Raw genomic sequence first — 23,960 nt, forward strand, 5'->3', positions numbered from 1 at the left:
CAAGGAATTGAACATGGGCTTGGAAAAGCAGAAAGCGCCAGCGCGCATCGTGGTCGTAGGTGGTGGTGTAGCAGGGCTGGAAATCGCCTCGGCACTGGGCAAACTCAAGGATGCGCACATTGGCTCCGTCACCCTGGTCGACGCGGACTCCGCCCATGTCTGGAAGCCCATGCTGCACACCATTGCCGCAGGCACCCGCGACCTGGCCCAGCAGCAGACCACCTACCTCGCCCAGGCTACGGATGCCCACTTTGCCTACCAGCCTGGAGCCATGTCAGGCCTGGATCGTGAACGCAAGGAGATCATTCTCGACCCCATCGTCGCTGAAGATGGCCGCGAGGTAGTGCCCACTCGCCGCCTTGCCTACGACAAGCTGGTGATTGCAGTGGGGAGCGGTGCCAACGACTTTGGCACACCCGGTGTGCTGCAGCACTGCTACATGATCGATTCACGCCGCAAGGCCGATGAGTTCAATCGCGAAATCCGCCTGCGCATGCTGCGCTGCATGACCGAAGGGGAAACGCTGCAGGTCGCCATCGTCGGCGCAGGTGCGACCGGCGTAGAGCTGGCAGCAGAGTTGGTGCAGCTGTCTGAGAGCGCGGAAGCCTACGGCGCGCTGGGCAAGGCAGCCAAGTTCCAGATCGTGCTGATCGAGGCTGGTCCACGCATCCTGCCCAGCTTCCCCGAAGAAATTTCCATTGCCACACAAACCCGGCTGGAGAAACTGGGAGTGCGTGTGCTGACTAATCGAAAGGTACAGGCCGCACATGCTGCTTCACTGGTACTGGACGGTGACGAACAAATTCCTGCGGGACTGAGCGTCTGGGCCGCAGGCGTCAAGGCACCCGACTTTCTGTCTACCCTTGGCCTGCCCACCACCCGCGGTAATCAGCTGATCGTCAATGATGATCTGCAGACTGCAGACCCTGATATCTATGCCGTCGGTGACTGCGCCAGCTACACCCTTCCCGGAGAAACGCAGCCACTGCCTCCTACTGCTCAGGTTGCCCACCAGCAGGCACGCTATCTGATCGAGCTGTTTCCCAAGATGCTGGCCTGCCCCCATGCCTACAACGGCACAGGCTTTGCCTATCGCGACTTCGGCGCGCTGGTATCGCTGGCCCACTATGACGCCTACGGCTCTCTGGGCAAGTTTGGCCTGTTCAACGGTGGGCTGATTCGCGGACGGCTGGCCATGCTCAGCCACATCTGGCTGTATCGCTCTCACCAGGCACGCCTTTACGGCTTCTGGCGCGGGGGACTGCTGTGGCTGGTGGACATGATGAATTCACGCCTGCGCCCCACTATCCGTTTAGATTAATAACACCGCGCGCTGGAGGAACTGACTACGAGACCACCAGCGGTTCCAGCGTCTGTCGCAACGCAGCAGGCAATGCACAGGGACGGCGTGTTTCCCGGTGCACATAGACGTGCACAAAGTGCCCGGCCGCCGCCGTCTGAGCTTCCCCCTGCGCAAACAGTCCGATTTCATACCGGACACTGCTGCTGCCCAGGCGGGCTACGCGAAGGCCTGCTTCAACCATCTGAGGAAATGCCAGGGGGGCAAAGTAGTTGCACTGCGTCTCCACCACCAGGCCAATGGTTTCACCTGCGTGAATATCCAGCGCCCCAGCTTCAATCAGAAACGCATTGACTGCCGTATCAAACCAGCTGTAGTAGACGACATTGTTCACATGTCCATAGATATCGTTGTCTGCCCAGCGGGTAGGAATACTGCGGAACACACGATACGCACTCCGTGACTGAGGAGCAGCCCTGCTGGTAGATGAAGTGTCTGATGTCATGCCTGCATTCTCTGCAGGCGCAATGCATCAACGTGTACCCGAGCGACATCGTCGCCCTGATGCGACACTTTCACACCGCATCTGTCGCAAACACACGCAATTAGCGACCTTTTTCACCATTGATACTGTTTTTTGTTGCAGCGCAGCAAAAACTGCTTGCAGCAATCACTGCTTTGCTCAAAAATCCTCTGCATGCTGCATTGCAACATGAATTTGAAAGATGCAGCTGCTCACCTGTCCCCCATTCAACGGAGTACACGACCATGGCACTGACACCTGAACAAATTGCTGCTGCACACAAGGCAAATCTCGAAACCCTGTTTGGCCTGACCAACAAGGCTTTTGAAGGCGTGGAGAAGATTGTGGAACTGAACATGGCTGCTACACGTGCAGCGCTGTCTGAAGCTGCCAGCCACAGCCAGGCTCTGTTGAATGCCAAGGACATTCAGGAGCTGGTCACTCTGCAAACCAGCCTGTTCCAGCCTCTGGCTGAAAAAACGGCGGCTTACAACCGTCACCTGTACAACATCGCTACCAGCACTTCTGCCGAAGTCAGCAAGGCGCTGGAAAGCAAAGCCAGCGAATTTCAGCAGAGCTTCAACAATCTGGTGGACTCCACTGCAAAGAACGCTCCAGCCGGCTCGGAAACCGCTGTAGCCATGATGAAGAGCGCAGTCTCTGCTGCCAACAATGCTTTTGAAAGCGTACAAAAAGCGGTAAAGCAAGCTTCTGACCTGGTGGACGCTAACCTGAAGGCCGTCGCCGCAACAGCAACCACCACAGCAGCACCTGCAGCCTCTTCCAGCAAGGCCAAAGCCTGATATTTCCTGATGCTTCGATAACCATTGGACAATTTCTAGGGTTTACCCTATAATTCGAAGCATCAACCAGTTCACTGGTTACCAGTTGTCTCCTTGGATCCTCTTGAAACCCCCGTTTCTTGGATCCCTTTAAACCCGGTTTTCACAAACCGGGTTTTTTTTCGTCCCTACATAGCTGCACTGACTGGTCTTTACTTGGCCGCCCTTTCATAATTGACGTTTACGTCAAAGAGATTCCAAGGAGCATAAAGCATGGAAATACAGGGCAAGGTATTTATCGTCACCGGTGGTGCATCAGGCCTGGGAGAAGGCACGGCACGCATGCTGGCAGCCCATGGTGCCAAGGTCATCATTGCAGACATGCAGCAGGAAAAAGGCCTGGCCGTAGCCAATACCATTGGCGGCATATTCGTGCCATGTGATGTCAGCAGTGAGGCCGATGGCCAGGCCGTCGTCCAGCAAGCGACTCGTGCAGGCATGCTTGCAGGCCTGGTCAATTGCGCCGGCATTGCGCCCGCTGAAAAAACCGTAGGCAAAAGCGGGGCTCACAGCCTGGCGCTATATCAGAAAGTGATTCAGGTCAACCTGATCGGCAGCTTCAATATGATTCGCCTGGCAGCCGAGGCGATGAGCAAGAACACGCCTGAATCCACTGGTGAACGCGGCGTCATCATCTCCACAGCCAGCATTGCGGCTTATGACGGACAAATAGGCCAGGCAGCCTATGCGGCTTCCAAAGGAGGTGTGGTAGGTATGACATTGCCGATCGCGCGTGATCTTGCACGCAACGGCATTCGCAACATGACGATCGCCCCCGGCATATTTGGGACACCCATGCTATTTGGCATGCCGCAGGAAGTACAGGATGCGCTGGCTGCAGGTGTTCCCTTCCCCAGCCGCCTGGGTACGCCCGAAGACTATGCCAAGCTGGTCAAGCACATCATTGAAAATGACATGCTCAACGGCGAAGTGATTCGCCTCGACGGTGCCATTCGCCTGGCCCCCAAATAAAGCACATGAACATGCATTGCAACAATGCCTCCTGCTGGAGGCATTTTTTATAAAAGCAAAAACAAAAAAGCCGTACTAATTATTATTAGTACGGCTTTGTGTTTCTGGCGGAGTGGACGGGACTCGAACCCGCGACCCCCGGCGTGACAGGCCGGTATTCTAACCAACTGAACTACCACTCCTGGCAGGAAGCATTGCTAGCTTTTCTCAAGCACAAGCGCTTCAAACTTGGCGACCCTACGGGGATTCGAACCCCGGTACCCACCGTGAAAGGGTGGTGTCCTAGGCCTCTAGACGATAGGGTCAATCCTAGAACTTTCAGCATTACTGCTGACCGTTAAATTCTGGTGGAGGTAAACGGGATCGAACCGATGACCTCTTGCATGCCATGCAAGCGCTCTCCCAACTGAGCTATACCCCCAAAACTGGCGGAGTGGACGGGACTCGAACCCGCGACCCCCGGCGTGACAGGCCGGTATTCTAACCAACTGAACTACCACTCCTGGCAGAAAACTTTGTGTTTTGTTGCTATTATTTTAGCAGCAAAACCAAGCGTTTCAAACTTGGCGACCCTACGGGGATTCGAACCCCGGTACCCACCGTGAAAGGGTGGTGTCCTAGGCCTCTAGACGATAGGGTCATTCCTAGAACTTTCAGCATTACTGCTGACCGTTAAATTCTGGTGGAGGTAAACGGGATCGAACCGATGACCTCTTGCATGCCATGCAAGCGCTCTCCCAACTGAGCTATACCCCCAAAACTGGCGGAGTGGACGGGACTCGAACCCGCGACCCCCGGCGTGACAGGCCGGTATTCTAACCAACTGAACTACCACTCCTGGCAGAAAACTTTGTGTTTCGTTGCTATTATTTTAGCAGCAAAACCAAGCGTTTCAAACTTGGCGACCCTACGGGGATTCGAACCCCGGTACCCACCGTGAAAGGGTGGTGTCCTAGGCCTCTAGACGATAGGGTCATAACCTAGAATCTTTGCTTTCGCACCGATTAAAAAAGCGCCCTTTACTTTCAAGGCGCTTATTTAATCGAACCGACTAAACAAACTAACTGGCGGAGTGGACGGGACTCGAACCCGCGACCCCCGGCGTGACAGGCCGGTATTCTAACCAACTGAACTACCACTCCTGGCAGAAAACTTTGTGTTTCGTTGCTATTATTTTAGCAGCAAAACCAAGCGTTTCAAACTTGGCGACCCTACGGGGATTCGAACCCCGGTACCCACCGTGAAAGGGTGGTGTCCTAGGCCTCTAGACGATAGGGTCATAACCTAGAATCTTTGCTTTCGCACCGATTAAAAAAGCGCCCTTTACTTTCAAGGCGCTTATTTAATCGAACCGACTAAACAAACTAACTGGCGGAGTGGACGGGGCTCGAACCCGCGACCCCCGGCGTGACAGGCCGGTATTCTAACCAACTGAACTACCACTCCGAGGAAAAAAGCAATTTATTTTTGCATTTTTTGCAAAAACCAAGTTGCTTTTTAACTTGGCGACCCTACGGGGATTCGAACCCCGGTACCCACCGTGAAAGGGTGGTGTCCTAGGCCTCTAGACGATAGGGTCAATCCTAGAACTTTCAGCATTACTGCTGACCGTTAAATTCTGGTGGAGGTAAACGGGATCGAACCGATGACCTCTTGCATGCCATGCAAGCGCTCTCCCAACTGAGCTATACCCCCTCTTGACAACACAACAATTGCTTGCTGTGTTGAGCGAAGAATTGAATTATAGATGGATTTTTAGCGATTTTTCAAACGCGAGAGAATTTTTTCGCGTCCGAGCAATTCCAGCACTGCATCCACCGATGGCGTATGGGCAGAGCCCACAGTCAGCACACGCACAGGCATAGCCAGTACAGGCATCTTCACGCCCTGGGCTTTGAGCACTTCTTTGATGGCTGCAGCAATCGCTTCCTTGTTCCACTCCACGGTTTCCATGGCTGCAGCAAATGCATCCAGGATGGGGTTGGCTGCTTCGGTTACGTGCTTGGCGTAGTCTTCGGCGTTGCGCTCAATGCTGTCCACATAGAACAGCTTGGCCCAGTTGGCCAGATCGACCAGGGTTTCGCAGCGGTCCTTGAACAGTGCACAGATACGTACCAAGCGGTCGTCCGCGTCCAGCAGGCTTTCAGCCACACCGGCCTTCACCACAAAAGGCTTGACCAGTGCAGCCAGCTTGGCGTCGTCCGTCATCTTCAGGTGCTGGGCATTGACCCAGCGCAGCTTGGCTTCGTCAAACTGGCCAGCGCTGCGGCCCAGGTGATCCAGATTGAACCACTCCAGGAACTGCTGGCGCGAGAAGATTTCGTCGTCACCGTGGCTCCAGCCCAGACGTGCCAGATAGTTCACCATGGCGTCAGGCAGATAGCCTTCGTCACGGTACTGGGTCACGGCCTTGGCGCCATTGCGCTTGCTCATCTTTTCGCCCTGCTCGTTCAGCACGGTAGGCAGGTGAGCAAAGGTAGGCACGGCTGCACCCAGGGCTTCAAAGATGTGGATCTGGCGAGGGGTGTTGTTCACGTGGTCGTCACCGCGGATGACGTGGGTGATGCCCATGTCCATATCGTCCACGCACACGCAGAAGTTGTAGGTGGGCGTGCCATCAGGACGTGCGATCACGAGGTCGTCGAGTTCCGAGTTCTGGAATTCGATACGGCCCTTGCACTTGTCATCCCAGCCCACGACACCGGTCTTGGGTGTCTTGAAGCGCAGCACGGGCTTGACGCCTTCGGGGATGGGGGGCAGCACCTTGCCCTCTTCTGGACGCCAGGTACCGTCGTAGCGGGGCTTTTCCTTGTTGGCCATCTGCTTTTCACGCAAAGCGTCCAGCTCTTCCATGCTCATGTAGCAGGGATAGACATAGCCTTTTTCCTGCAGCTGGGCCAGCACTTCCTTGTAGCGGTCCATGCGCTGCATCTGATAGAAGGGGCCTTCGTCGTGGTCCAGCTCCAGCCACTTCATGCCTTCCAGAATCACATCCACGGATGCCTGGGTCGAGCGCTCCAGGTCGGTGTCTTCAATACGCAGAATGAAGTCACCGCCATTGGCACGGGCAAATGCCCATGGGTACAGCGCCGAGCGGATGTTGCCCAGGTGAATAAAGCCAGTGGGCGAAGGTGCAAAACGGGTACGTACTTTTTGTGTCATTGGTAGGTGTCCAGTCCGCGAGACAGATCAGCCTTGATATCGTCCAAGTGCTCCAGCCCCACGGAGATACGAATAAGTCCCTGACCCAGACCTGCAGCTTGACGCTGCTCCTCAGTCAGGCGGCCATGCGAAGTGCTGGCGGGATGGGTGATGGTGGTCTTCACATCGCCCAGGTTAGCCGTAATGCTACACACTTGGGTATGGTCGACAACGTGGAAGGCGTTCTTGCGCAACTGCTCAGGGGTATCGCCCTTGACGTCAAAGGACAGCACCGCACCGCCCATGCCGTTTTGCTGGCGCATGGCCAACTCGTGCTGCGGGTGGCTCTTGAGGCCGGGGTAGTACACACGCGCCACCTTGGGGTGGGCCTCCAGCCACTGGGCCAGCTCCAGCGCAGCAGCGCTTTGCGCCTTCACGCGCAGTGACAGAGTCTCCAGGCCCTTCATTACCGTCCAGGCATTGAAAGCCGCTGCATTCAGGCCGCCGCTGCGCAGGAAAGTGCCCATGACCTTGTCCACCAAAGCGATGGAGCCGCAGACCGCGCCAATCATGGTGCGACCTTGACCATCAAGGAACTTGGTGCCCGAGTGTACGACCACGTCCGCACCCAGCTTGGCGGGCTGCTGCAGGATAGGAGTGGCAAAGCTGTTGTCCACCGCCAGCAGCGCACCGTGGGCATGGGCCAGTTCGGCCAGCGCAGCGATGTCGCACAGGTCTGTCAGCGGGTTGGTGGGGGTTTCGGCAAAGAACAGGCGCGTATTGGGCTTGATCGCCGCCTTCCACTCATTGATGTCGGTCTGCGACACAAAAGTGGTTTCCACACCAAAACGAGCCATTTCCGTGCCGAGCAGCTTGATGGTGGAGCCGAACATGGAGCGCGAGCACACCACGTGGTCACCTGCCTTGAGCGTGGTCAGCGCCACCAGCAGGATGGCCGACATGCCCGTCGTGGTGGCCACGGCGCACTCCGTGCCTTCCATGGCTGCCAGGCGCTTTTCAAAGCTGGTGACGGTGGGGTTGGAGGTGCGGCTGTAGGTATAGCCCTCTTCCTGCGCAGCAAAGCGACGGGCTGCGGTTTCGCAGTCGGGCTGGATGAAGCTGCTGGTCATGTACAGCGCTTCGCAGTGCTCGCCCCACTGGCTGCGGGGCAGCGCCTCGCGTACGGCCAGGGTTTCAGGGTGCAGACCTTGTGGGAGTGTTTTCTCGGTCACGACGGCTATTCCTCTATCAAACTGAATGCAGCATCCTATTCAAGGCATGCTCAATAAAAAAAGGAGCATCTAGCGCTTGATCTGTGGGCATTTCAATATCAAAACACTTTGAAATGCTTGCCAGATCTGCGCTAGCAGCTCCTTTTATTGTGATACCGGGCTTATGACGCCCAGTTTAGAACTTATTGCTCCTGGGCGTTAGGCAAGGACAGACGAGAGGTATCCACATCGGACTCCTCACCGCCTGCATTGCGCCCTTCGTTCAGCGCAGTCACTTCTGCGTCCGAAATGTCGCCGGTGATGTAGGTGCCATCAAAGCACGATGCCTCAAAGCCATTGACTGCAGGGTTGATCTTGCCAATGGTCTGCTTCATGGCTTCCACGTCCTGGTAGATCAGTGCATCGCAGCCAATCACTTCGCGGATTTCTTCCACGCTGCGACCGTTGGCCACCAGCTCAGACTTGGTAGGCATGTCAATACCGTAGACATTGGGATAGCGCACCGGAGGCGCAGCAGATGCCAGATACACCTTCACAGCACCGGCGTCACGCGCCATCTGCACGATTTCCTTGGAGGTGGTGCCACGCACGATGGAGTCGTCCACCAGCAGCACGCGGCGGCCCTTGAACTCGCTGCTGATGGCATTGAGCTTCTGGCGCACGGATTTCTTGCGTGCCGCCTGACCGGGCATGATGAAGGTGCGGCCCACGTAGCGGTTCTTCACAAAACCTTCGCGGTAGGGCTTGCCCAGCAGCTGCGCCAGTTGCATGGCGCTGGGGCGGCTGGATTCTGGGATAGGAATGACCGCATCAATCTCATCAGGCGCAACGGTGGAGATCACGCGCTTGGCCAGGGTCTCGCCCATGTTCAGGCGTGCCTGGTAGACCGAGATGCCATCGATGGTGGAGTCCGGACGCGCCAGATAGACGTACTCGAACACACAGGGGTAGAGCTGGCTGTTTTCAGCGCACTGCTCGGTGTGGACGGTGCCATCATTGGCGATGAATACGGCCTCGCCGGGAGCAATATCGCGCTCAAAGGTGTGCAGCGTGCCTTCCAGCGCCACAGATTCGCTGGCCAGCATGTAGGTACCGTCTGCACCACGGCCCATGCACAGGGGGCGAATGCCGAAGGGGTCACGGAAGGCCAGCAGACCGTAACCTGCGATTAGCGCGATCACGGCATACGAACCCTTGATGCGCTTGTGCACGGCGCGCACCGCCTTGAACACCTCATCAGGCGTCAAGGGGGCACCACTGGAAGCACGGCCGATTTCGTGCGCCAGCACGTTGAGCAGCACTTCGGAGTCGCTCTCGGTATTGGTGTGGCGGTGGTCGGTAGATGCCAGCTCTTCGCGCAGCTGCTTGGCGTTGGTCAGATTGCCGTTGTGCACCATGACGATGCCAAACGGAGCATTCACGTAGAAGGGCTGCGCCTCCTCTTCGCTGGAGGCATTGCCTGCCGTAGGGTAACGTACCTGACCCAGGCCCACATTGCCAGGCAGGGCGCGCATGTTACGGGTGCGGAACACATCCTTCACCATGCCCTTGGCTTTGTGCATGAAGAACTTGCGTTCCTGCTGAGTGACGATACCGGCAGCATCTTGGCCACGATGCTGCAGCAGCAGCAAGGCGTCGTAGATCAGTTGATTCACAGGCGTGGTGCTTACCACCCCGACGATTCCACACATAGTCGATTTCCATCTATGCGAGATTGCTCTCGCGGTCTTTGCTTGCAGACCATGCCGTTGGCACAGCCCTCACTCTCTCAGGTAGAAGGCAACCACCTTCCCCATTGCACGGACAGCGCGGGCAAGACACTTGCCACCGCGTCTGTTAACCATGGCGCTGCCTGCGATTGTGTCCACCAATCATGCTCGCGCAGAGGTGTGGAAACTACGACCACCGCCAGCACCAAAATCAGTACAGCAGCGCGCAAAACGCCAAAAACCGCACCCAGCGTTCTATCAACAGGCCGCAAACCTACAAATTCCACGAGTTGCTTGGCCAGGGCACTGAGCAGCCCCCATGCAAACACAATCAGCACAAAGGCCAGCACAAAACCAGCACCGTATTGCACGGCTGGATCAAAACCATCCAGCGGCAGCCAGGCTGCCACATCTGCAGCAAACAGTCGTGCAACGAAAAAACCGACCACCCAGCCAACGAGTGAAAACAGCTCAAAGACCAGACCACGCCACGCACCCAGCAGCATGGACACTACGAGGATGCCTAGCAGCACGCCATCCAGAACAGCCATGTTGTTTGCTTATCCTCGCGTTGCAATGATGCTCACAAAGTCAGCACCGACGCCGCCAGCCCCATGCCCTTGATGCGTGTGGCCGCCTTGTCTGCTGCATCACGTGACTCGAAAGGACCTACGCGCACACGGGTGCGCTTGCCATCCTTGGTTTCGATGACCTGCACATAAGTCTTCAGGCCTGCACGCTCGAGCTTGCCGCGTACCTCGGCAGCCTTGGAACCATCAGCAAACGCGCCCACCTGCACAATGAAGCGGCCTTGCTTGGAAGCTTCAGCCTTGGCCGGTGCTGCCGCAGCAGCCGGCGCTGGCGTGCGACCTTCCAGCAGCGCCCGCACACGCTCAGCCTCGCTCACCGCGGGCTTGGGACGTTCGGGCTGGGGCTCAGGCTTGACTTCCTGCTTGGGCTCGGGTTTGGGTTCCGGCTTGATTTCAGGTTTAGGCACTGGCACTGTGGCAGGAGCTGCAGGCTCAGGCACCAGACGCGGAGGCTCTGGCGGCTTGGGGACAGCCAAAGGCGCAGGCTCATTGCCAACCAGCTCCTCACCATCATCCAGAGCGGCATCAGGCACGAAGGGGGCAGCCCCGCCTGCGCCCTGTTCAGCGCGCAAACCTGTCTCGGTCTGCGCCTGATTCCCAGGCACCATCATGGGAGCGACTTCGTTGCGATCGGGGATTTCGATGGGCACATCCACGGGAATGGGACGTGGCTGGGTATCAAACAGAATAGGAAAGCCAATCACACCCAGCGCCACCAGGACGGCAGCACCGATGAGGCGATGCTGCGCCCGACGACGCATGTCCTCCACGCTCTCGGACTGAGCGAGCCGGGAACGCCGCACAGGCGTTTGCTCACTTTCCTTTTTCTGACCAGGCCAGCGGAATTTAAAAAGTGCCATGGATATGCGTCGCGCGGCGGACCTTATTCGCCCAAGTGTTTGGCATGCAGGCGAGGTGGCCCATCCTTCAAGACCTCACCTACCGTATAGAACGAGCCAAAAACTACGATTCTATCAGCCGGGTCTGCAGCCTCTACCGCTGCGCGCAGGGCTTCTTGCGGGTTCTGATACAAGTTAACAGGCACTTCACTTCGTGTAGCGCCTGCCACCATCTGCAGAGCGCTCCACTTTTGTTGCAAATTGGAAGCACTTTCTGCGCGCGGTGTGGGCAGGTCAGTGAAGTACCAGCGGTCGATCAGCGGCCCGACTTTGAGCAGCATAGGCGTCAGGTCCTTGTCTGCCATGGCACCGAACACCGCATGCGTCGTAGGAAAGTAGCCCATGGCATCCAGATTGGCGGTCAGCGCCGCCACGGAATGGGGGTTGTGCGCCACATCCAGCACCAGCGTGGGCTGGCCCGGAATGATCTGAAAACGTCCGGGCAGCTCCACCATGGCCAGGCCCGTGCGCACGGCCTGCGCAGTCACAGGCACCAGCTGGCGCAGCGCCTCATATGCCGCCAGCACGCCCGATGCATTCATGAGCTGGTTGGCACCACGCAAGGCCGGATAGGACAGCCCGGCATAACGACGGCCACGCCCTGCCCAGCCCCACTGCTGGCGGTCACCCTCATAGTTGAAGTCATGACCAAAGCGCCAGAGGTCTGCGCCGATCTCGGCCGCGTGATCGAGCACGCTCTGTGGAGGCACGGGGTCGCTCACGATCACAGGTCGGCCTGGACGCATGATGCCGGCCTTCTCGCGGCCAATGGTTTCGCGGTCATTACCCAGAATGGCGGCGTGGTCGATATCAATGCTGGTGATGATGGCGCAGTCAGCATCCACCACGTTCGTAGCGTCGAGCCTGCCGCCCAGGCCCACTTCCAGAATGGCGACATCCAGCTTGGACAGACTCAGCATGCGCAGGATGGCCAGCGTGGTGAACTCAAAATACGTCAGCAGGATTTCTTCACCCTGCAGGCGTGCGGCTTCCACGGCTTCAAAGTGCGGCAGAAAGTCCTCAGCCTTGGCGATTTCACCGTGAATGCGGCAACGCTCCTCAAAATGCACCAGGTGTGGCGAGGTATAGACGCCGGGCTTATAGCCCGCCTGCAGGGCCACGGCCTCCAGCATGGCACAGGTAGAGCCCTTGCCGTTGGTGCCAGCCACCGTAATGACGGGGCAGTCAAACTTCAACGCCATGCGCTGCGCGACTTCGCGTACACGCTCCAGGCCCATGGCAATGTTCTGTGGATGAATTTGCTCGCAGTGCGCAAGCCACTCGGGAAGTGTGGAAAAAGTGCTGTGCATACAGTTCGTGATTGTCGCGCACCCACACATGCATCATCATCTGCACCATGAGTACCACCAAGATTATTCGTGTTTACGGCATCCCCAACTGTGACACAGTGAAAAAAGCACGCGCCTGGCTGACAGCACAGGGGCTGGACTACGAATTCCACGACTTCAAGAAGCTGGGCGTAACCGCCGAGCAGCTCGCAACCTGGATGCAGGCCGTAGGCTGGGAAAAGCTGACCAACCGCCAGGGCACGACCTGGCGCAAGCTCGATGCTGCCGTTCAGGCCCAGGTGACCGATGCCGCCTCTGCCGCCGCCTTGCTGCAGGAGCACACCAGCATCATCAAGCGCCCCGTCGTAGAGTGGATGGATGGCCGCATCACCGTAGGTTTCAAGGCCGAAGACTGGGCTGCCAGCCTGAACGCCTGAGGCATTGACACGCTCCTCTGGCTTTACGCAAGTTTTACCAGCCCTGCACACAGGCTTGGGCGCCCTCCTCTACACTGCCTCCAACATCTGTGAAGTGCAGCTTCATGGACTGAGCAAGGAGTGATGAGATATGGGAAGCAAACACTGGATCGGTGCTGCCATGGCCGCCGGGCTGGCATGTAACCTGGCCTGGGCGCAGGAGCAGGTGCGAGCCCGTGTGATCTCTGCAGTGCCCGTCATGCAGCAGGTTGCCGTGCCGCAGCAGCTATGTGACAACGACGAGGTCTACACCGGCCAGCGTGTCACAGGCACAGGCGCCGTTGTGGGTGCAGTGATTGGCGGCCTGGCTGGCAATGCTCTGGGGCACGGCAGTCGCCACGGCCCACATGGCTACTACCAGCCCTCGACCCGCGGGCCCAGCACCGTAGTCGGTGCAGTGGCAGGGGGACTGATTGGCAACAGCATAGAAAGCGCCAACGGCCAGCCCAATTACGAAACCGTGCGCCGCTGCACCAATACCACCCGTTATGAAAACCACACCGTCGGCTACGACGTGAGCTATGAGTACGCCGGCCAGCGCTACCACACCCAGCTGGACTATGACCCCGGTCCATGGCTTGATGTAACAGTACAACCCAAGGGCAGTTACTCATCGTCTTCTGCCAGTACAGGCATCAGCTATACAGGCCCTGGCGGCGTCTACCAGAGCGCTCCTGCGGGTGTGACAGTCACCACCAACAGCATTGAGTACATGCCGCCGCCCGTGCCCATCGTCATTGGTGTCAACGCTGGTGGCTATGCGCCACCACCTCCCGGGTATCGCCCCCCGCCACCTCCTCCCGGCTACTTTCCACCCCCAGCCTATGGCCAGAGGCCACCTCCACCGCCAGGCTGGCGCCCTCCCCCACCTTCAGGGCCACATTCCCCACCGCACTGGCGTTGAATCTGCGCCGCACTGCGCGAACCCCGCAGCACAGCGCAGCTGGCCTAAAATGGCTAGCTTCAATCCAACTTCAGCGACTACGCGTTCACATGACAACCGAGCAGTTCTCCGGCGTTACCCTGACGACCAAGGCCAATGTCTACTTTGACGGCAAGTGTGTCAGCCACAGTTTCACCCTGGCCGACGGCACCAAGAAGTCCGTGGGCGTGGTACTTCCCGCTACTTTGACTTTTGGCACAGCTGCTGCAGAAATCATGGAATGCGTAGGCGGCTCCTGCGAATACAAGCTCGATGGCACAGACGAATGGAAGACTTCCACCGTGGGTGAAAGCTTTCATATTCCCGCCAATTCCAAGTTTGATATCCGCGTGACCGAGGCCTACCACTACATCTGCCACTACGCTTGATCGGGCGCTCTGTTTGATTACAAGCCTTTTTAGCCTCTAGCGCTTATGTAGCAAGCGCTTGCAGCTATTAAATTTAAAGAGAATTCTTATGCAAACCATTCTGCAATCCGTACCTGTCGGCCAAAAAGTCGGCATCGCCTTCTCTGGCGGCCTGGACACCAGCGCAGCACTGCGCTGGATGAAGAACAAGGGCGCGCTGCCCTATGCCTACACCGCCAACCTGGGCCAGCCTGACGAAGAGGACTACGATGCCATTCCTCGCAAGGCCATGGAATACGGCGCAGAAAAGGCACGCCTGATCGACTGCCGCCCTCAGCTGGCCAACGAAGGTATCGCCGCCATCCAGGCAGGTGCTTTCCACATCTCTACCGGCGGCATCACTTACTTCAACACCACCCCTCTGGGCCGTGCTGTGACCGGCACCATGCTGGTGGCTGCCATGAAGGAAGACGACGTCAACATCTGGGGTGACGGCTCCACCTTCAAGGGCAACGACATCGAGCGTTTCTACCGCTATGGTCTGCTGACTAACCCCGCGCTGAAGATCTACAAGCCCTGGCTGGACAGCACCTTCATCAACGAACTGGGCGGCCGCAAGGAAATGTCTGAGTTCCTGATCAAGGAAGGCTTTGGCTACAAGATGTCCGTGGAAAAGGCTTACTCCACCGACTCCAACATGCTGGGCGCGACCCACGAAGCCAAGGATCTGGAGCACCTGAACTCCGGCATCCGTATCGTGAACCCCATCATGGGCGTGGCGTTCTGGAAGCCAGAAGTGGAAGTGAAGGCTGAAGAAGTCTCCGTCACCTTCGAAGAAGGCCGTCCCGTTGCCCTGAACGGCGTGGAGTTTGCCGACCCCGTGGCCCTGTTCCTGGAAGCCAACCGCATCGGTGGCCGCCACGGTCTGGGCATGAGCGACCAGATTGAAAACCGCATCATCGAAGCCAAGAGCCGCGGCATCTACGAAGCCCCCGGCATGGCCCTGCTGCACATTGCCTACGAGCGTCTGGTCACCGGTATTCACAACGAAGACACCATCGAGCAATACCGCATCAATGGCCTGAAGCTGGGCCGTCTGCTGTACCAGGGCCGCTGGTTTGACCCCCAGGCCATCATGCTGCGCGAAGCTTCGCAGCGCTGGGTGGCACGCGCCATCACCGGCACCGTGACCTTGGAACTGCGCCGTGGCAACGACTACTCCATCCTGAACACCGAGTCGCCCAACCTGACCTACGCACCTGAGCGTCTGTCCATGGAAAAGGTCGAAGACGCACCTTTCAGCCCAGAAGACCGCATCGGCCAGCTGACCATGCGCAACCTGGACCTGATCGACACCCGCGATAAGCTGGCCGTGTACTCCAAGGCTGGCCTGCTGAGCGTGAGCAGCGCCAACTCTCTGCCTCAGCTGGGTAACAAGTAAGAAGTAAGCAAACTTCCGAATCGCTGCCTGCAAAGACAGGCAGCGCCATCACAGCAAAGCCCACCAAACGGTGGGCTTTGTTTTTTGATGTGCTTGGATCAATGGGGCTTCGCCAATTATTCAAGAATGACGGGATTTTGACGGCGCAAGCGCCGCCAACCCAGCCATTCGCTGTGCTTGGATCAATTGGTCTTCGCCAATTGATCCAAGATGGCTGGGTTTTCCAGCGTGCTGGTGTCCTGGGTGATGGCTTCGCCCTTGGCAATCGAGCGCAGCAGGCGGCGCATGATCTTGCCGCTGCGGGTCTTGGGCAGGTTTTCACCAAAACGGATGTCCTTGGGCTTGGCAATCGGGCCAATTTCCTTGGCGACCCAGTTGCGCAGCTCGTTGGCAATCTGCTTGGCTTCTTCACCCGTTGGCAGCGGACGCTTGAGCACCACAAAGGCGCAAATTGCTTCACCGGTCAGATCATCAGGACGGCCCACCACGGCAGCCTCGGCCACCAAGTCGGTCTTGGCAACGAGGGCTGACTCGATTTCCATGGTGCCCATGCGGTGGCCAGAGACATTGAGCACGTCGTCAATACGACCCGTGATGCGGAAGTAGCCACGGTCTTCACTGCGTACGGCACCGTCGCCTGCCAGATAGGTCTTGCCGCCGAGTTCCTCGGGGAAATAGCTCTTCTTGAAGCGCTCGGGGTCGCCCCAGATGTTGCGAATCATGCTGGGCCATGGGCGCTTGACCACCAGCATGCCGCCTGCACCATTGGGCATGTCGTTACCCGTTTCATCGACGATGGCCGCCATGATGCCGGGCAGCGGCAACGTGCAGGAGCCGGGCACCAGCGGTGTAGCCCCGGGCAACGGGGTAATCATGTGACCACCGTTTTCGGTTTGCCAGAAGGTGTCCACGATGGGGCAGCGCTCACCGCCCACGTTCTTGTAGTACCACATCCAGGCTTCGGGGTTGATGGGCTCCCCCACACTGCCCAGAATGCGCAGACTCGACAGATTCCAGTTCCTGGGATGCACCTTCTCATCTGCTTCAGCTGCCTTGATCAATGAGCGAATGGCTGTGGGTGCCGTGTAGAAAATGGTGCAACCATGGCGCTCGATCATCTGCCAGAAACGCCCCGCATCGGGGTAAGTTGGCACGCCTTCGAAGACGATCTGGGTTGCACCTGCAGCCAACGGGCCATAAGCCACATAGGTGTGACCGGTAATCCAGCCAATGTCTGCCGTGCACCAGAAGACATCGCTGGGCTGCACGTCAAAGGTCCACTCCACCGTTTGCTTAGCCCACAGCATGTAGCCACCCGTGGAGTGCTGCACACCCTTGGGCTTGCCCGTGGAACCGCTGGTATAGAGCACAAAGAGTGGATGCTCAGCTTCTACGGGCACAGCAGGGCACTCGGTGGACTGGCCTTGCAGCAGCTGCTCAAAAGTGAGGTCTCTGCCTTCTGTCTTACTATAGGACGTCTGCGTACGTTCATAGACAAACACATGCTTGACACACTCGCAGCCGCCCATTTGCAGCGCCTCATCCACCACGGCCTTAAGCGCCAGCTCCTTGCCGCCACGCATCTGGTAGTTGGCGGTAATCACGGCACAGGCACCTACGTCCACAATGCGTTCGTGCACGGCCTTGGCAGAAAAGCCGCCAAACACCACGGAGTGCGTAGCACCCAGACGCGCGCAGGCCTGCATGGCCACAATGCCCTCAATCGTCATGGGCATGTAGATCAGCACGCGATCGCCCTTTTGGATGCCCTGTGCCTTCAAGCCATTGGCGAACTGTGCAACGCGGTTCAGCAATTCACGGTAGGTGACCTTGGTGACCTGACCATCGTCTGACTCAAAAATGATGGCCGTCTTGTTTTCGACGGGCGTGCCGATATGGCGGTCCAGACAGTTGGCGCTGGCGTTAAGTTCTCCATCGGCAAACCAGCGGTAAAACGGCGCATGGCTCTCATCGAGCACCTGGGTAAAAGGCTTGCTCCACACAACATTGTCGCGCGCCAGGCGAGCCCAATAACCCTCGTAATCCTTCTCGGCTTCTGCGCACAGGGCTTGGTATGCGGCCATCCCCGAAATGCGCGCTGCCTGCTGTGTGGCAGGCGAAGGGGGAAACACGCGGTTTTCCACCAGTACGGATTCAATGGCTGAGCTGGGTGCATTCATGGCTTTGTCTCCTTGCTTTATTAGATGCTCTTGGTGAGCTGTATTTGATGGCAAATGTCTGCGCTGGTACTTACACCCCACTGACTCTATGCGTATGACAGTCTTATAAACCGCTCAGGAAGTCAGGACTTGCGCCTACAGCGTCTCTCCAAGACACCTACAATTTCGTCCCTGCGTTTCTTGCTTAGCCGGCACTGGTCGGCTTTTTTTGACTCTCTCTTTTGCCCCTTCGTATGGATCCCCACGAGCCTCCCACCAAGCCTGTTTCACCGGCTGCTTCTCCAATGCGCCCTCTTCCGAGCATTATTTTTGCCAGCCGCTGGCTGCAACTGCCTTTGTACCTGGGCCTGATCGCAGCACAAGGCGTTTTCGTCTGGCATTTCCTGATTGAACTGTGGCACCTGATTGAAGCTGCATTTGGCAATCAGGAAGCACTCCAGACGCTGATTACCAACATTGGCTACAAGCCCGATGCCCACGTCACCAGCCTGAACGAAACCATCATCATGCTGGTCGTACTGGCATTGATTGATGTGGTCATGATCTCCAACCTGCTGATCATGGTCATTGTTGGTGGCTACGAAACCTTTGTGAGCCGCCTGGGCCTGGACAGCCACCCTGATCAGCCTGAATGGCTGGACCACGTCAATGCATCAGTGCTCAAGGTCAAGCTGGCGCTGTCCATCATCGGCATCAGCTCCATCCATCTGCTCAAGACGTTCATCAACGCTGGCAATTACGACGTCAAAGTGCTGATGTGGCAGACCATCATTCATGTGGTGTTCCTGTTCAGCGCACTCGCCATCGCTTATACCGACAAGCTGGTACACAGCAGCAGCCATAGCGCACACTGATAAGCAACTGTGAGCCTGCACAGCATGCCCTGCACGACCACCACGTGCAGGGCATTTTTTTGTACTTTAAGCCACGACATGCTGCCCAGCATAAGGAATGCAAGCACACACCAACCATTTGAAATGATTCCTGACAGCAATTAATTCTTGACACTCATATACTCAATAGTTAGAATAAACGCCTTATTAACAACCTGCCATGCAGGTAATCCGCGTGTTTAGGCATGTGGATTCACCCGATGCAAGTGCTGAACTTGTCAGTTGCTTGCATCACAGCGCCGGATTTCTGGCACTGATGCACGGACATGTTTGGATCATGTGACGCACGCCCTGTGCGCTGCCTCTGCCCTCTCTCGCGGCCCTTGCGCACCACCACGCTGCCATTCGGGCCCGGTCTATCCCCTTGACTGCAGTGCATGACATTCGTGATGCACTGGTGCATCGGCTAGCACGACTTCCGGCTTCGCGTGTAGGCCGTCCAAGCTACGCTTGTGACGCGGCTGCACTGTGTTTAACCCCCAAGAACAACTCAAGGGAGGACAACCAGTGGCCAAACAAATTCGCATCGAAAACGTCTTCAAGGTGTTTGGTGACCACCCCAAACAAGCCTTGGACTTGGTGCGCCAAGGGCTTTCCAAGCAACAAATCCTCGAACGCACAGGGCAATCCATCGGTGTGTTCGACGCGAACTTCACCATCGAGGCTGGTGAAATCTTCGTGATCATGGGCCTGTCTGGCTCCGGCAAATCCACGCTGGTGCGCATGCTCAACCGCCTGATTGAACCCACCAGCGGACGCATCCTGGTGGAGGGTCAGGACATCAATGCCCTGCACGACAAACAGCTGCGTGACCTGTGCCGCAAAGACATTTCCATGGTGTTCCAGTCCTTTGCGCTCATGCCCCATATGAGCGTGCTGGATAACACCGCCTTCGGCCTGGAAATGGCCGGAGTAGACAAGGCCTCCCGCCAGCAGGCCGCACAGGCAGCACTGGAGCAAGTGGGTCTGGGCAGCTGGGGAGCAAGCTACCCCGATGAGCTGTCCGGCGGCATGCAGCAGCGCGTAGGCCTGGCCCGCGCACTGGCGTCCGATCCATCCATCTTGCTGATGGATGAGGCATTTTCCGCACTGGACCCCATCATCCGCACCGAAATGCAGTCTGAGCTGCTGCGCCTGCAGGAAACCAAGCGCCGCACCATCGTCTTCATCTCGCACGATCTGGATGAAGCCATGCGTATTGGCGACCGCATTGCCATCATGAAGGATGGTCAGATCATCCAGGTTGGCACACCCGACGAGATTCTGCGCAGCCCTGCGAATGACTATGTGCGCAGCTTCATCAAGGGCGTAGATGCTGCAGCCGTCTTCAAGGCTTCGGATATTGCGCGCCCTGCGCTGAGCATTATTTCCGAGCACAGTGATCGTGGCTGCCGCGCAGCCCTGCGCCTGATTGAAGATTCCGACCGCGAATTTGCCTGTGTGCTGAGCACACGCGGCAGTCTGCTGGGCGTGGTGTCCTCACAATCGCTGCGCAATGCGCTGCGCGGCCATCAGGGCATGCTGGGACTCAAACACGCCTTTATCGACAACGTGGTCCCTGTCGACGCAAACACGCCTGTCGCCGATCTGTTTGGTCTCATGGTCTCTGCACCCTGCCCGCTGCCAGTGATTGGAACGCAGCGCCAGTTCCTCGGAGTGATCAGCCACACCACGCTGATGCGCTTCCTGGATCGCGATACACCGCCGGTGCAAGCCGCGCCAGCTTCACCACCACCTCTCAAGCTCAATCCTCTGTTCCCTACCGGTGAAGCTGACTCGCCCACGGTCATGCACGAAGCCACTGACAGCGACACCACACGCGTACAAGGAGAACAAGCATGAGTGACATGAATTCGCACAGCGACCCATGGAGCACCACGGCAGCGGATCCCTGGGCAGCAGCAGGCAGCACCGAGGCAACCAATGCCGCAGATCCATGGGCCAGCCCAGCTGCCACACCCGAAGCAGCAGAAGCACCATCGGACTGGCTGCTCAACGGCAGCGCTCCTGCCGATGCACCAGCGACTCTGTGGGAACAGATCCGCGCCGACGGCCTGCCCATTGAAACCTGGATCAACCAGGGGCTGGGCTGGGTCGTCGATAACTTCCGCCCATTCTTTCAGCTGGTACGCACACCGATTGATGCCACCCTCAGCGGCGTGGAAGACATGATGCTGAGCCTGCCCTGGCCCGTACTCACTGCCGTGATCGCTCTGTTCGCCTGGCAGTTTGCAGGTCGTGGCCTGGCCATTGGCAGCGCCGTCGCGCTGGCTGCCGTGGCTGCACTGGGCATCTGGCCCGAAGCCATGGTCACCCTGTCGCTGGTGCTGACCTCACTGGTGTTCTGTATCGTCATTGGACTGCCGCTGGGCATTCTGATTGCATCCAGTGACCGTGCACAGCGCTGGACCCGCCCGCTGCTGGACGCCATGCAGACCACCCCCGCCTTTGTCTATCTGGTGCCGGTGGTCATGCTGTTTGGCATTGGCAATGTGCCGGGCGTGATCGTCACCATCATTTTTGCCCTGCCACCACTGGTGCGCCTGACCAATCTGGGCATTCGCCAGGTGCGTCCTGACCTGATCGAAGCCAGCCGTGCCTACGGGGCTTCACCTTGGCAGATGCTATGGAAAGTGCAGCTGCCCCTGGCCATGCCCAACATCATGGCCGGTATCAATCAGGCCCTGATGCTGTCGCTGTCCATGGTGGTGATCGCCTCCATGATCGCCGTCGGTGGCTTGGGCCAGATGGTGCTGCGCGGTATTGGCCGCCTGGACATGGGACTGGCCACGGTGGGTGGCCTGGGCATCGTGTTGCTGGCCATTGTGCTGGACCGCATCACTCAGGCCATGGGTCAACCTCGCCGCGGCGGCCAGCACTGGTGGAACCAGGGCCCCCTGGGTTGGCTGCTGCAAGCTCGCCGCAACAGCAAAGCGTCTTAGAGCCACTCACACAACTGCCCCCCAAGGCTTGTGTTATTGGCTCGTAATTGATAGCAGCTAGCGCTTGATACATAAGCGCTAGCAAGCAATTTCTTTCAGATTTTTACAAGGAGGATGACATGATGTCCATATTTCGTTCCCCACGCACCTTGGCCAGCATTGCCGCTGGCACCCTGGCCCTGGGCTGTCTGAGCACCCAGGCCAGCGAACTGCCCGGCAAAGGCGTCAAGGTCTATCCCCTCAAGAGTTCGATTGCCGAGGAAACTTTCCAGACCCAGCTGGTCATGAAAGCCCTGGAAAAGCTCGGCTATGACGTACAGCCTATCCGTGAAGTGGAATACCCCACAGCCCACCTGGCCCTGGGCAATGGTGATGCCACCTTCATCGCCACACACTGGAATCCACTGCACGCTGACTATTACAAAAACGCTGGCGGCGATGCCAAGCTCTACCGCAAAGGCGTGTACTCCGACAACGCTGCACAGGGCTACTTGATCGACAAGAAAACTGCCGATGCGTACAACATCACCAATATCGACCAACTGCGCGACCCCAAGATTGCCAAGCTGTTTGACGCAGATGGTGATGGCAAAGCCGATCTGACCGGCTGCAACCCAGGCTGGGGCTGCGAAGCCATGATCGAGCACCACCTGGACGCCTACAAACTGCGCGATACGGTGACGCACCAGCAAGGCACTTACTCAGCACTGATTGCTGACACCATTGCTCGCTACAAGGCAGGCAAGCCCATCCTCTACTACACCTGGACCCCTTACTGGGTCAGCAATGAGCTGCAGCCCGGCAAGGATGTGGTGTGGCTGGAAGTACCCTTCTCCTCCGCTCCTGGCGAACAAAAAGGCACAGACACCAAGCTGCCCAATGGCAAGAACTATGGCTTTGTCGTGAACAAGCAGCACATCCTGGCCAACAAGGCGTGGGCAGAAGCCAACCCTGCCGCCGCCAAGCTGTTTGAAATCATGCAGCTGCCCGTGAGCGATATCAACGCCCAGAACCATGCCATGAGCAAGGGCCAGAACAAGCCTGCAGACATCGACCGCCATGTGGAAGGCTGGATCAAGGCCCATCAGAAAACCTTTGACAGCTGGCTGGAACAGGCACGCGCCGCGGCCAAGTAACCATCCTGCAACAGGCGGGCATCCCGCTTTGCACACGACATGCTTCGTCCATGGCGAGCATGCAGGCCCTGACAGGAAGTGCACGAATGGTCGCCATGCTGGCATCAGGCCTTCTGTCAGAAACCTGGGCACAAGTGTGAGCATCAACCAACCCAAGGAGGCCAACGGCCTCCTTTTCTTTTGATGCAGCGCACCCAGCTGCACAGCTAAAGATGGCTACGCCACCAACTCTGCACCACCGCATGCAGAAACACACATAATCAGCAACATTGTGTTTCCTGCATCATCTACAACCATGAGCGACAAAGCCCCAACCACAGCCCAAGGCACCGACGACCTGCTCGTCAGTCTCTGCAACTCTGTCACCCGCGTGCTGAATGTCGCCACCACCTGCCAGATCCAGTACTCCGGCATGGTGCAACGTATCCAAAAAACCTATCTCAAGCCAGACATCGGCTGCTTCGTGCTGTTTGACGGTGGATTTTCCGGGCTGGTCATCATCAATTTCTCGGCAGCCGCTGCCATGGAGCTATACCGTAGCTATATGCTCAATATGGGCATGTCTGAATCGGATCTAGCCACTTCTCATACCTCGGACGATGTCAGCAATGTGATGGGCGAGCTGATGAACCAGGTCGTGGGCGACTTCACCGGAAAAATTCGCCGGGAGCTGCAAACCCATATCACCCAGAACCAGCCAAAGATGCTGGTGCTGAGCAAGCAGGTACAGCTGAGCGTGGACGCCAATCTGGACAATCCACAAGCGCGCCGCGTGACCTTCTACACGGCCAGCAATAACATTTTTTATCTGGAGCTGGCTGTGGATAACACGGAGTTCATCAAGCTCCATGACTTTGACAGCTCAGAAGTAGACCCTGACGCCATCCTGGCACAGGTCAACACCCAGCCCCCCCCCACCCCGACTGCTGCCGGTACATCCTCCACGGATGAAACCGATGCACTGTTGAAGTCTCTGGGCATGTAAGCCCAGACATCACAAACAGCACACCCGTCATGTGTTCATGGGACTTTGAAAACAGTGGTTCATACGTGTTCCTGCACCTTCCTCAGAAACATGCCGCTCCCGCTATAAGCCTGCTCGAGC

Annotated in this window: 20 protein-coding genes and 13 tRNA genes; 12 read left to right on the plus strand and 21 right to left on the minus strand. The window is 57.7% G+C overall.

Features of this window, described 5'->3' with window-relative positions; genetic code table 11:
* Nucleotides 1–13 precede the first annotated feature (13 nt).
* A complete protein-coding gene (locus B5M06_RS16175) occupies nucleotides 14–1,321 on the plus strand; it encodes an NAD(P)/FAD-dependent oxidoreductase (protein ID WP_054067193.1) in 1,308 nt (435 codons plus the stop codon).
* Between the two features lie 25 nt (nucleotides 1,322–1,346).
* Here B5M06_RS16175 and B5M06_RS16180 read toward each other — a convergent pair whose 3' ends face one another.
* Nucleotides 1,347–1,805 (minus strand): acyl-CoA thioesterase, encoded by a 459-nt coding sequence (locus B5M06_RS16180; RefSeq protein ID WP_054067192.1) that lies wholly within the window; start codon nucleotides 1,803–1,805, stop codon nucleotides 1,347–1,349.
* 263 nt (nucleotides 1,806–2,068) lie between these two features.
* On the opposite strand from B5M06_RS16180, the gene B5M06_RS16185 reads away from it, so the two are divergent.
* The gene (locus B5M06_RS16185) at nucleotides 2,069–2,626 is read left to right on the plus strand and encodes a phasin family protein (RefSeq protein ID WP_054067191.1); all 558 of its coding nucleotides are present in this window, start codon (nucleotides 2,069–2,071) and stop codon (nucleotides 2,624–2,626) included.
* A gap of 252 nt (nucleotides 2,627–2,878) precedes the next feature.
* Nucleotides 2,879–3,637: a 3-hydroxyacyl-CoA dehydrogenase gene (locus B5M06_RS16190; RefSeq protein ID WP_054067190.1), complete on the plus strand. Its 759-nt coding sequence runs from the start codon at nucleotides 2,879–2,881 to the stop codon at nucleotides 3,635–3,637.
* Nucleotides 3,638–3,742: 105 nt separating this feature from the next.
* Here the strand turns inward: B5M06_RS16190 and B5M06_RS16195 are convergent.
* The 19 genes from B5M06_RS16195 to folC form a co-directional block, all read right to left on the minus strand.
* Nucleotides 3,743–3,819: transfer RNA gene (locus B5M06_RS16195), tRNA-Asp, on the minus strand.
* A 47-nt stretch (nucleotides 3,820–3,866) separates the two neighbouring features.
* Nucleotides 3,867–3,942 (minus strand) — tRNA-Glu (locus tag B5M06_RS16200).
* A 40-nt stretch (nucleotides 3,943–3,982) separates the two neighbouring features.
* Nucleotides 3,983–4,058: transfer RNA gene (locus B5M06_RS16205), tRNA-Ala, on the minus strand.
* Between the two features lie 5 nt (nucleotides 4,059–4,063).
* A tRNA-Asp gene (locus B5M06_RS16210) sits at nucleotides 4,064–4,140 on the minus strand.
* 61 nt (nucleotides 4,141–4,201) lie between these two features.
* Nucleotides 4,202–4,277, minus strand: a tRNA-Glu gene (locus tag B5M06_RS16215).
* Between the two features lie 40 nt (nucleotides 4,278–4,317).
* Nucleotides 4,318–4,393, minus strand: a tRNA-Ala gene (locus tag B5M06_RS16220).
* 5 nt (nucleotides 4,394–4,398) lie between these two features.
* Nucleotides 4,399–4,475 (minus strand) — tRNA-Asp (locus tag B5M06_RS16225).
* Between the two features lie 61 nt (nucleotides 4,476–4,536).
* A tRNA-Glu gene (locus tag B5M06_RS16230) sits at nucleotides 4,537–4,612 on the minus strand.
* Between the two features lie 90 nt (nucleotides 4,613–4,702).
* Nucleotides 4,703–4,779: transfer RNA gene (locus tag B5M06_RS16235), tRNA-Asp, on the minus strand.
* A 61-nt stretch (nucleotides 4,780–4,840) separates the two neighbouring features.
* Nucleotides 4,841–4,916: transfer RNA gene (locus tag B5M06_RS16240), tRNA-Glu, on the minus strand.
* A gap of 90 nt (nucleotides 4,917–5,006) precedes the next feature.
* Nucleotides 5,007–5,083 (minus strand) — tRNA-Asp (locus tag B5M06_RS16245).
* A 57-nt stretch (nucleotides 5,084–5,140) separates the two neighbouring features.
* Nucleotides 5,141–5,216: transfer RNA gene (locus tag B5M06_RS16250), tRNA-Glu, on the minus strand.
* A gap of 40 nt (nucleotides 5,217–5,256) precedes the next feature.
* A tRNA-Ala gene (locus B5M06_RS16255) sits at nucleotides 5,257–5,332 on the minus strand.
* A gap of 60 nt (nucleotides 5,333–5,392) precedes the next feature.
* A complete protein-coding gene (gene gltX / locus B5M06_RS16260) occupies nucleotides 5,393–6,799 on the minus strand; it encodes a glutamate--tRNA ligase (RefSeq protein WP_054066059.1) in 1,407 nt (468 codons plus the stop codon).
* Nucleotides 6,796–8,010 carry an O-succinylhomoserine sulfhydrylase gene (locus tag B5M06_RS16265; protein ID WP_054066058.1) on the minus strand — a complete coding sequence of 405 codons (1,215 nt, stop codon included), beginning with the start codon at nucleotides 8,008–8,010 and terminating at the stop codon, nucleotides 6,796–6,798. Before B5M06_RS16265 ends, gltX begins: the two co-directional genes overlap by 4 nt.
* 182 nt (nucleotides 8,011–8,192) lie before the next feature.
* Nucleotides 8,193–9,701: an amidophosphoribosyltransferase gene (gene purF / locus B5M06_RS16270; RefSeq protein ID WP_054066057.1), complete on the minus strand. Its 1,509-nt coding sequence runs from the start codon at nucleotides 9,699–9,701 to the stop codon at nucleotides 8,193–8,195.
* Between the two features lie 77 nt (nucleotides 9,702–9,778).
* On the minus strand, nucleotides 9,779–10,270 hold the full coding sequence (locus B5M06_RS16275; RefSeq protein ID WP_054066056.1) for a CvpA family protein: 492 nt from the start codon (nucleotides 10,268–10,270) through the stop codon (nucleotides 9,779–9,781).
* A gap of 32 nt (nucleotides 10,271–10,302) precedes the next feature.
* Nucleotides 10,303–11,169, minus strand: a complete 867-nt coding sequence (locus tag B5M06_RS16280) for an SPOR domain-containing protein (RefSeq protein WP_054066055.1) — start codon at nucleotides 11,167–11,169, stop codon at nucleotides 10,303–10,305.
* A gap of 23 nt (nucleotides 11,170–11,192) precedes the next feature.
* On the minus strand, nucleotides 11,193–12,518 hold the full coding sequence (gene folC, locus B5M06_RS16285; protein WP_054066054.1) for a bifunctional tetrahydrofolate synthase/dihydrofolate synthase: 1,326 nt from the start codon (nucleotides 12,516–12,518) through the stop codon (nucleotides 11,193–11,195).
* Between the two features lie 47 nt (nucleotides 12,519–12,565).
* Between folC and B5M06_RS16290 the strand changes: the two genes are divergently transcribed.
* The 4 genes from B5M06_RS16290 to argG all read left to right on the plus strand — a co-directional run bounded on the left by B5M06_RS16290 (nucleotide 12,566) and on the right by argG (nucleotide 15,704).
* Nucleotides 12,566–12,934, plus strand: coding sequence for an ArsC family reductase (locus B5M06_RS16290; RefSeq protein ID WP_054066062.1), 369 nt, complete (start codon nucleotides 12,566–12,568; stop codon nucleotides 12,932–12,934).
* 130 nt (nucleotides 12,935–13,064) lie between these two features.
* Nucleotides 13,065–13,877 carry a glycine zipper 2TM domain-containing protein gene (locus tag B5M06_RS16295; RefSeq protein WP_054066053.1) on the plus strand — a complete coding sequence of 271 codons (813 nt, stop codon included), beginning with the start codon at nucleotides 13,065–13,067 and terminating at the stop codon, nucleotides 13,875–13,877.
* Between the two features lie 89 nt (nucleotides 13,878–13,966).
* Nucleotides 13,967–14,284 (plus strand): pyrimidine/purine nucleoside phosphorylase, encoded by a 318-nt coding sequence (ppnP, locus tag B5M06_RS16300; RefSeq protein WP_054066052.1) that lies wholly within the window; start codon nucleotides 13,967–13,969, stop codon nucleotides 14,282–14,284.
* An 88-nt stretch (nucleotides 14,285–14,372) separates the two neighbouring features.
* The gene (gene argG / locus B5M06_RS16305; protein ID WP_054066051.1) at nucleotides 14,373–15,704 is read left to right on the plus strand and encodes an argininosuccinate synthase; all 1,332 of its coding nucleotides are present in this window, start codon (nucleotides 14,373–14,375) and stop codon (nucleotides 15,702–15,704) included.
* Nucleotides 15,705–15,886: 182 nt separating this feature from the next.
* Here the strand turns inward: argG and acs are convergent, their stop codons facing one another.
* The gene (gene acs, locus B5M06_RS16310; protein ID WP_054066050.1) at nucleotides 15,887–17,884 is read right to left on the minus strand and encodes an acetate--CoA ligase; all 1,998 of its coding nucleotides are present in this window, start codon (nucleotides 17,882–17,884) and stop codon (nucleotides 15,887–15,889) included.
* Between the two features lie 233 nt (nucleotides 17,885–18,117).
* On the opposite strand from acs, the gene B5M06_RS16315 reads away from it, so the two are divergent.
* The 5 genes from B5M06_RS16315 to B5M06_RS16335 all read left to right on the plus strand — a co-directional run bounded on the left by B5M06_RS16315 (nucleotide 18,118) and on the right by B5M06_RS16335 (nucleotide 23,840).
* Nucleotides 18,118–18,738: a TIGR00645 family protein gene (locus B5M06_RS16315; RefSeq protein ID WP_054066049.1), complete on the plus strand. Its 621-nt coding sequence runs from the start codon at nucleotides 18,118–18,120 to the stop codon at nucleotides 18,736–18,738.
* Nucleotides 18,739–19,284: 546 nt separating this feature from the next.
* Nucleotides 19,285–20,619: a glycine betaine/L-proline ABC transporter ATP-binding protein ProV gene (gene proV, locus B5M06_RS16320; protein ID WP_054066048.1), complete on the plus strand. Its 1,335-nt coding sequence runs from the start codon at nucleotides 19,285–19,287 to the stop codon at nucleotides 20,617–20,619.
* On the plus strand, nucleotides 20,616–21,719 hold the full coding sequence (gene proW / locus B5M06_RS16325; RefSeq protein ID WP_114070906.1) for a glycine betaine/L-proline ABC transporter permease ProW: 1,104 nt from the start codon (nucleotides 20,616–20,618) through the stop codon (nucleotides 21,717–21,719). The genes proV and proW overlap by 4 nt, the downstream gene beginning before the upstream one ends.
* Before the next feature lie 122 nt (nucleotides 21,720–21,841).
* Nucleotides 21,842–22,855 carry a glycine betaine/L-proline ABC transporter substrate-binding protein ProX gene (gene proX / locus B5M06_RS16330; RefSeq protein ID WP_054066061.1) on the plus strand — a complete coding sequence of 338 codons (1,014 nt, stop codon included), beginning with the start codon at nucleotides 21,842–21,844 and terminating at the stop codon, nucleotides 22,853–22,855.
* Between the two features lie 295 nt (nucleotides 22,856–23,150).
* Nucleotides 23,151–23,840 (plus strand): DUF3334 family protein, encoded by a 690-nt coding sequence (locus B5M06_RS16335; protein ID WP_054066046.1) that lies wholly within the window; start codon nucleotides 23,151–23,153, stop codon nucleotides 23,838–23,840.
* Nucleotides 23,841–23,960 lie beyond the last annotated feature (120 nt).

Origin of the sequence: Comamonas kerstersii (assembly GCF_002056725.1) — a bacterium.
GTDB lineage: Bacteria > Pseudomonadota > Gammaproteobacteria > Burkholderiales > Burkholderiaceae_C > Comamonas > Comamonas kerstersii.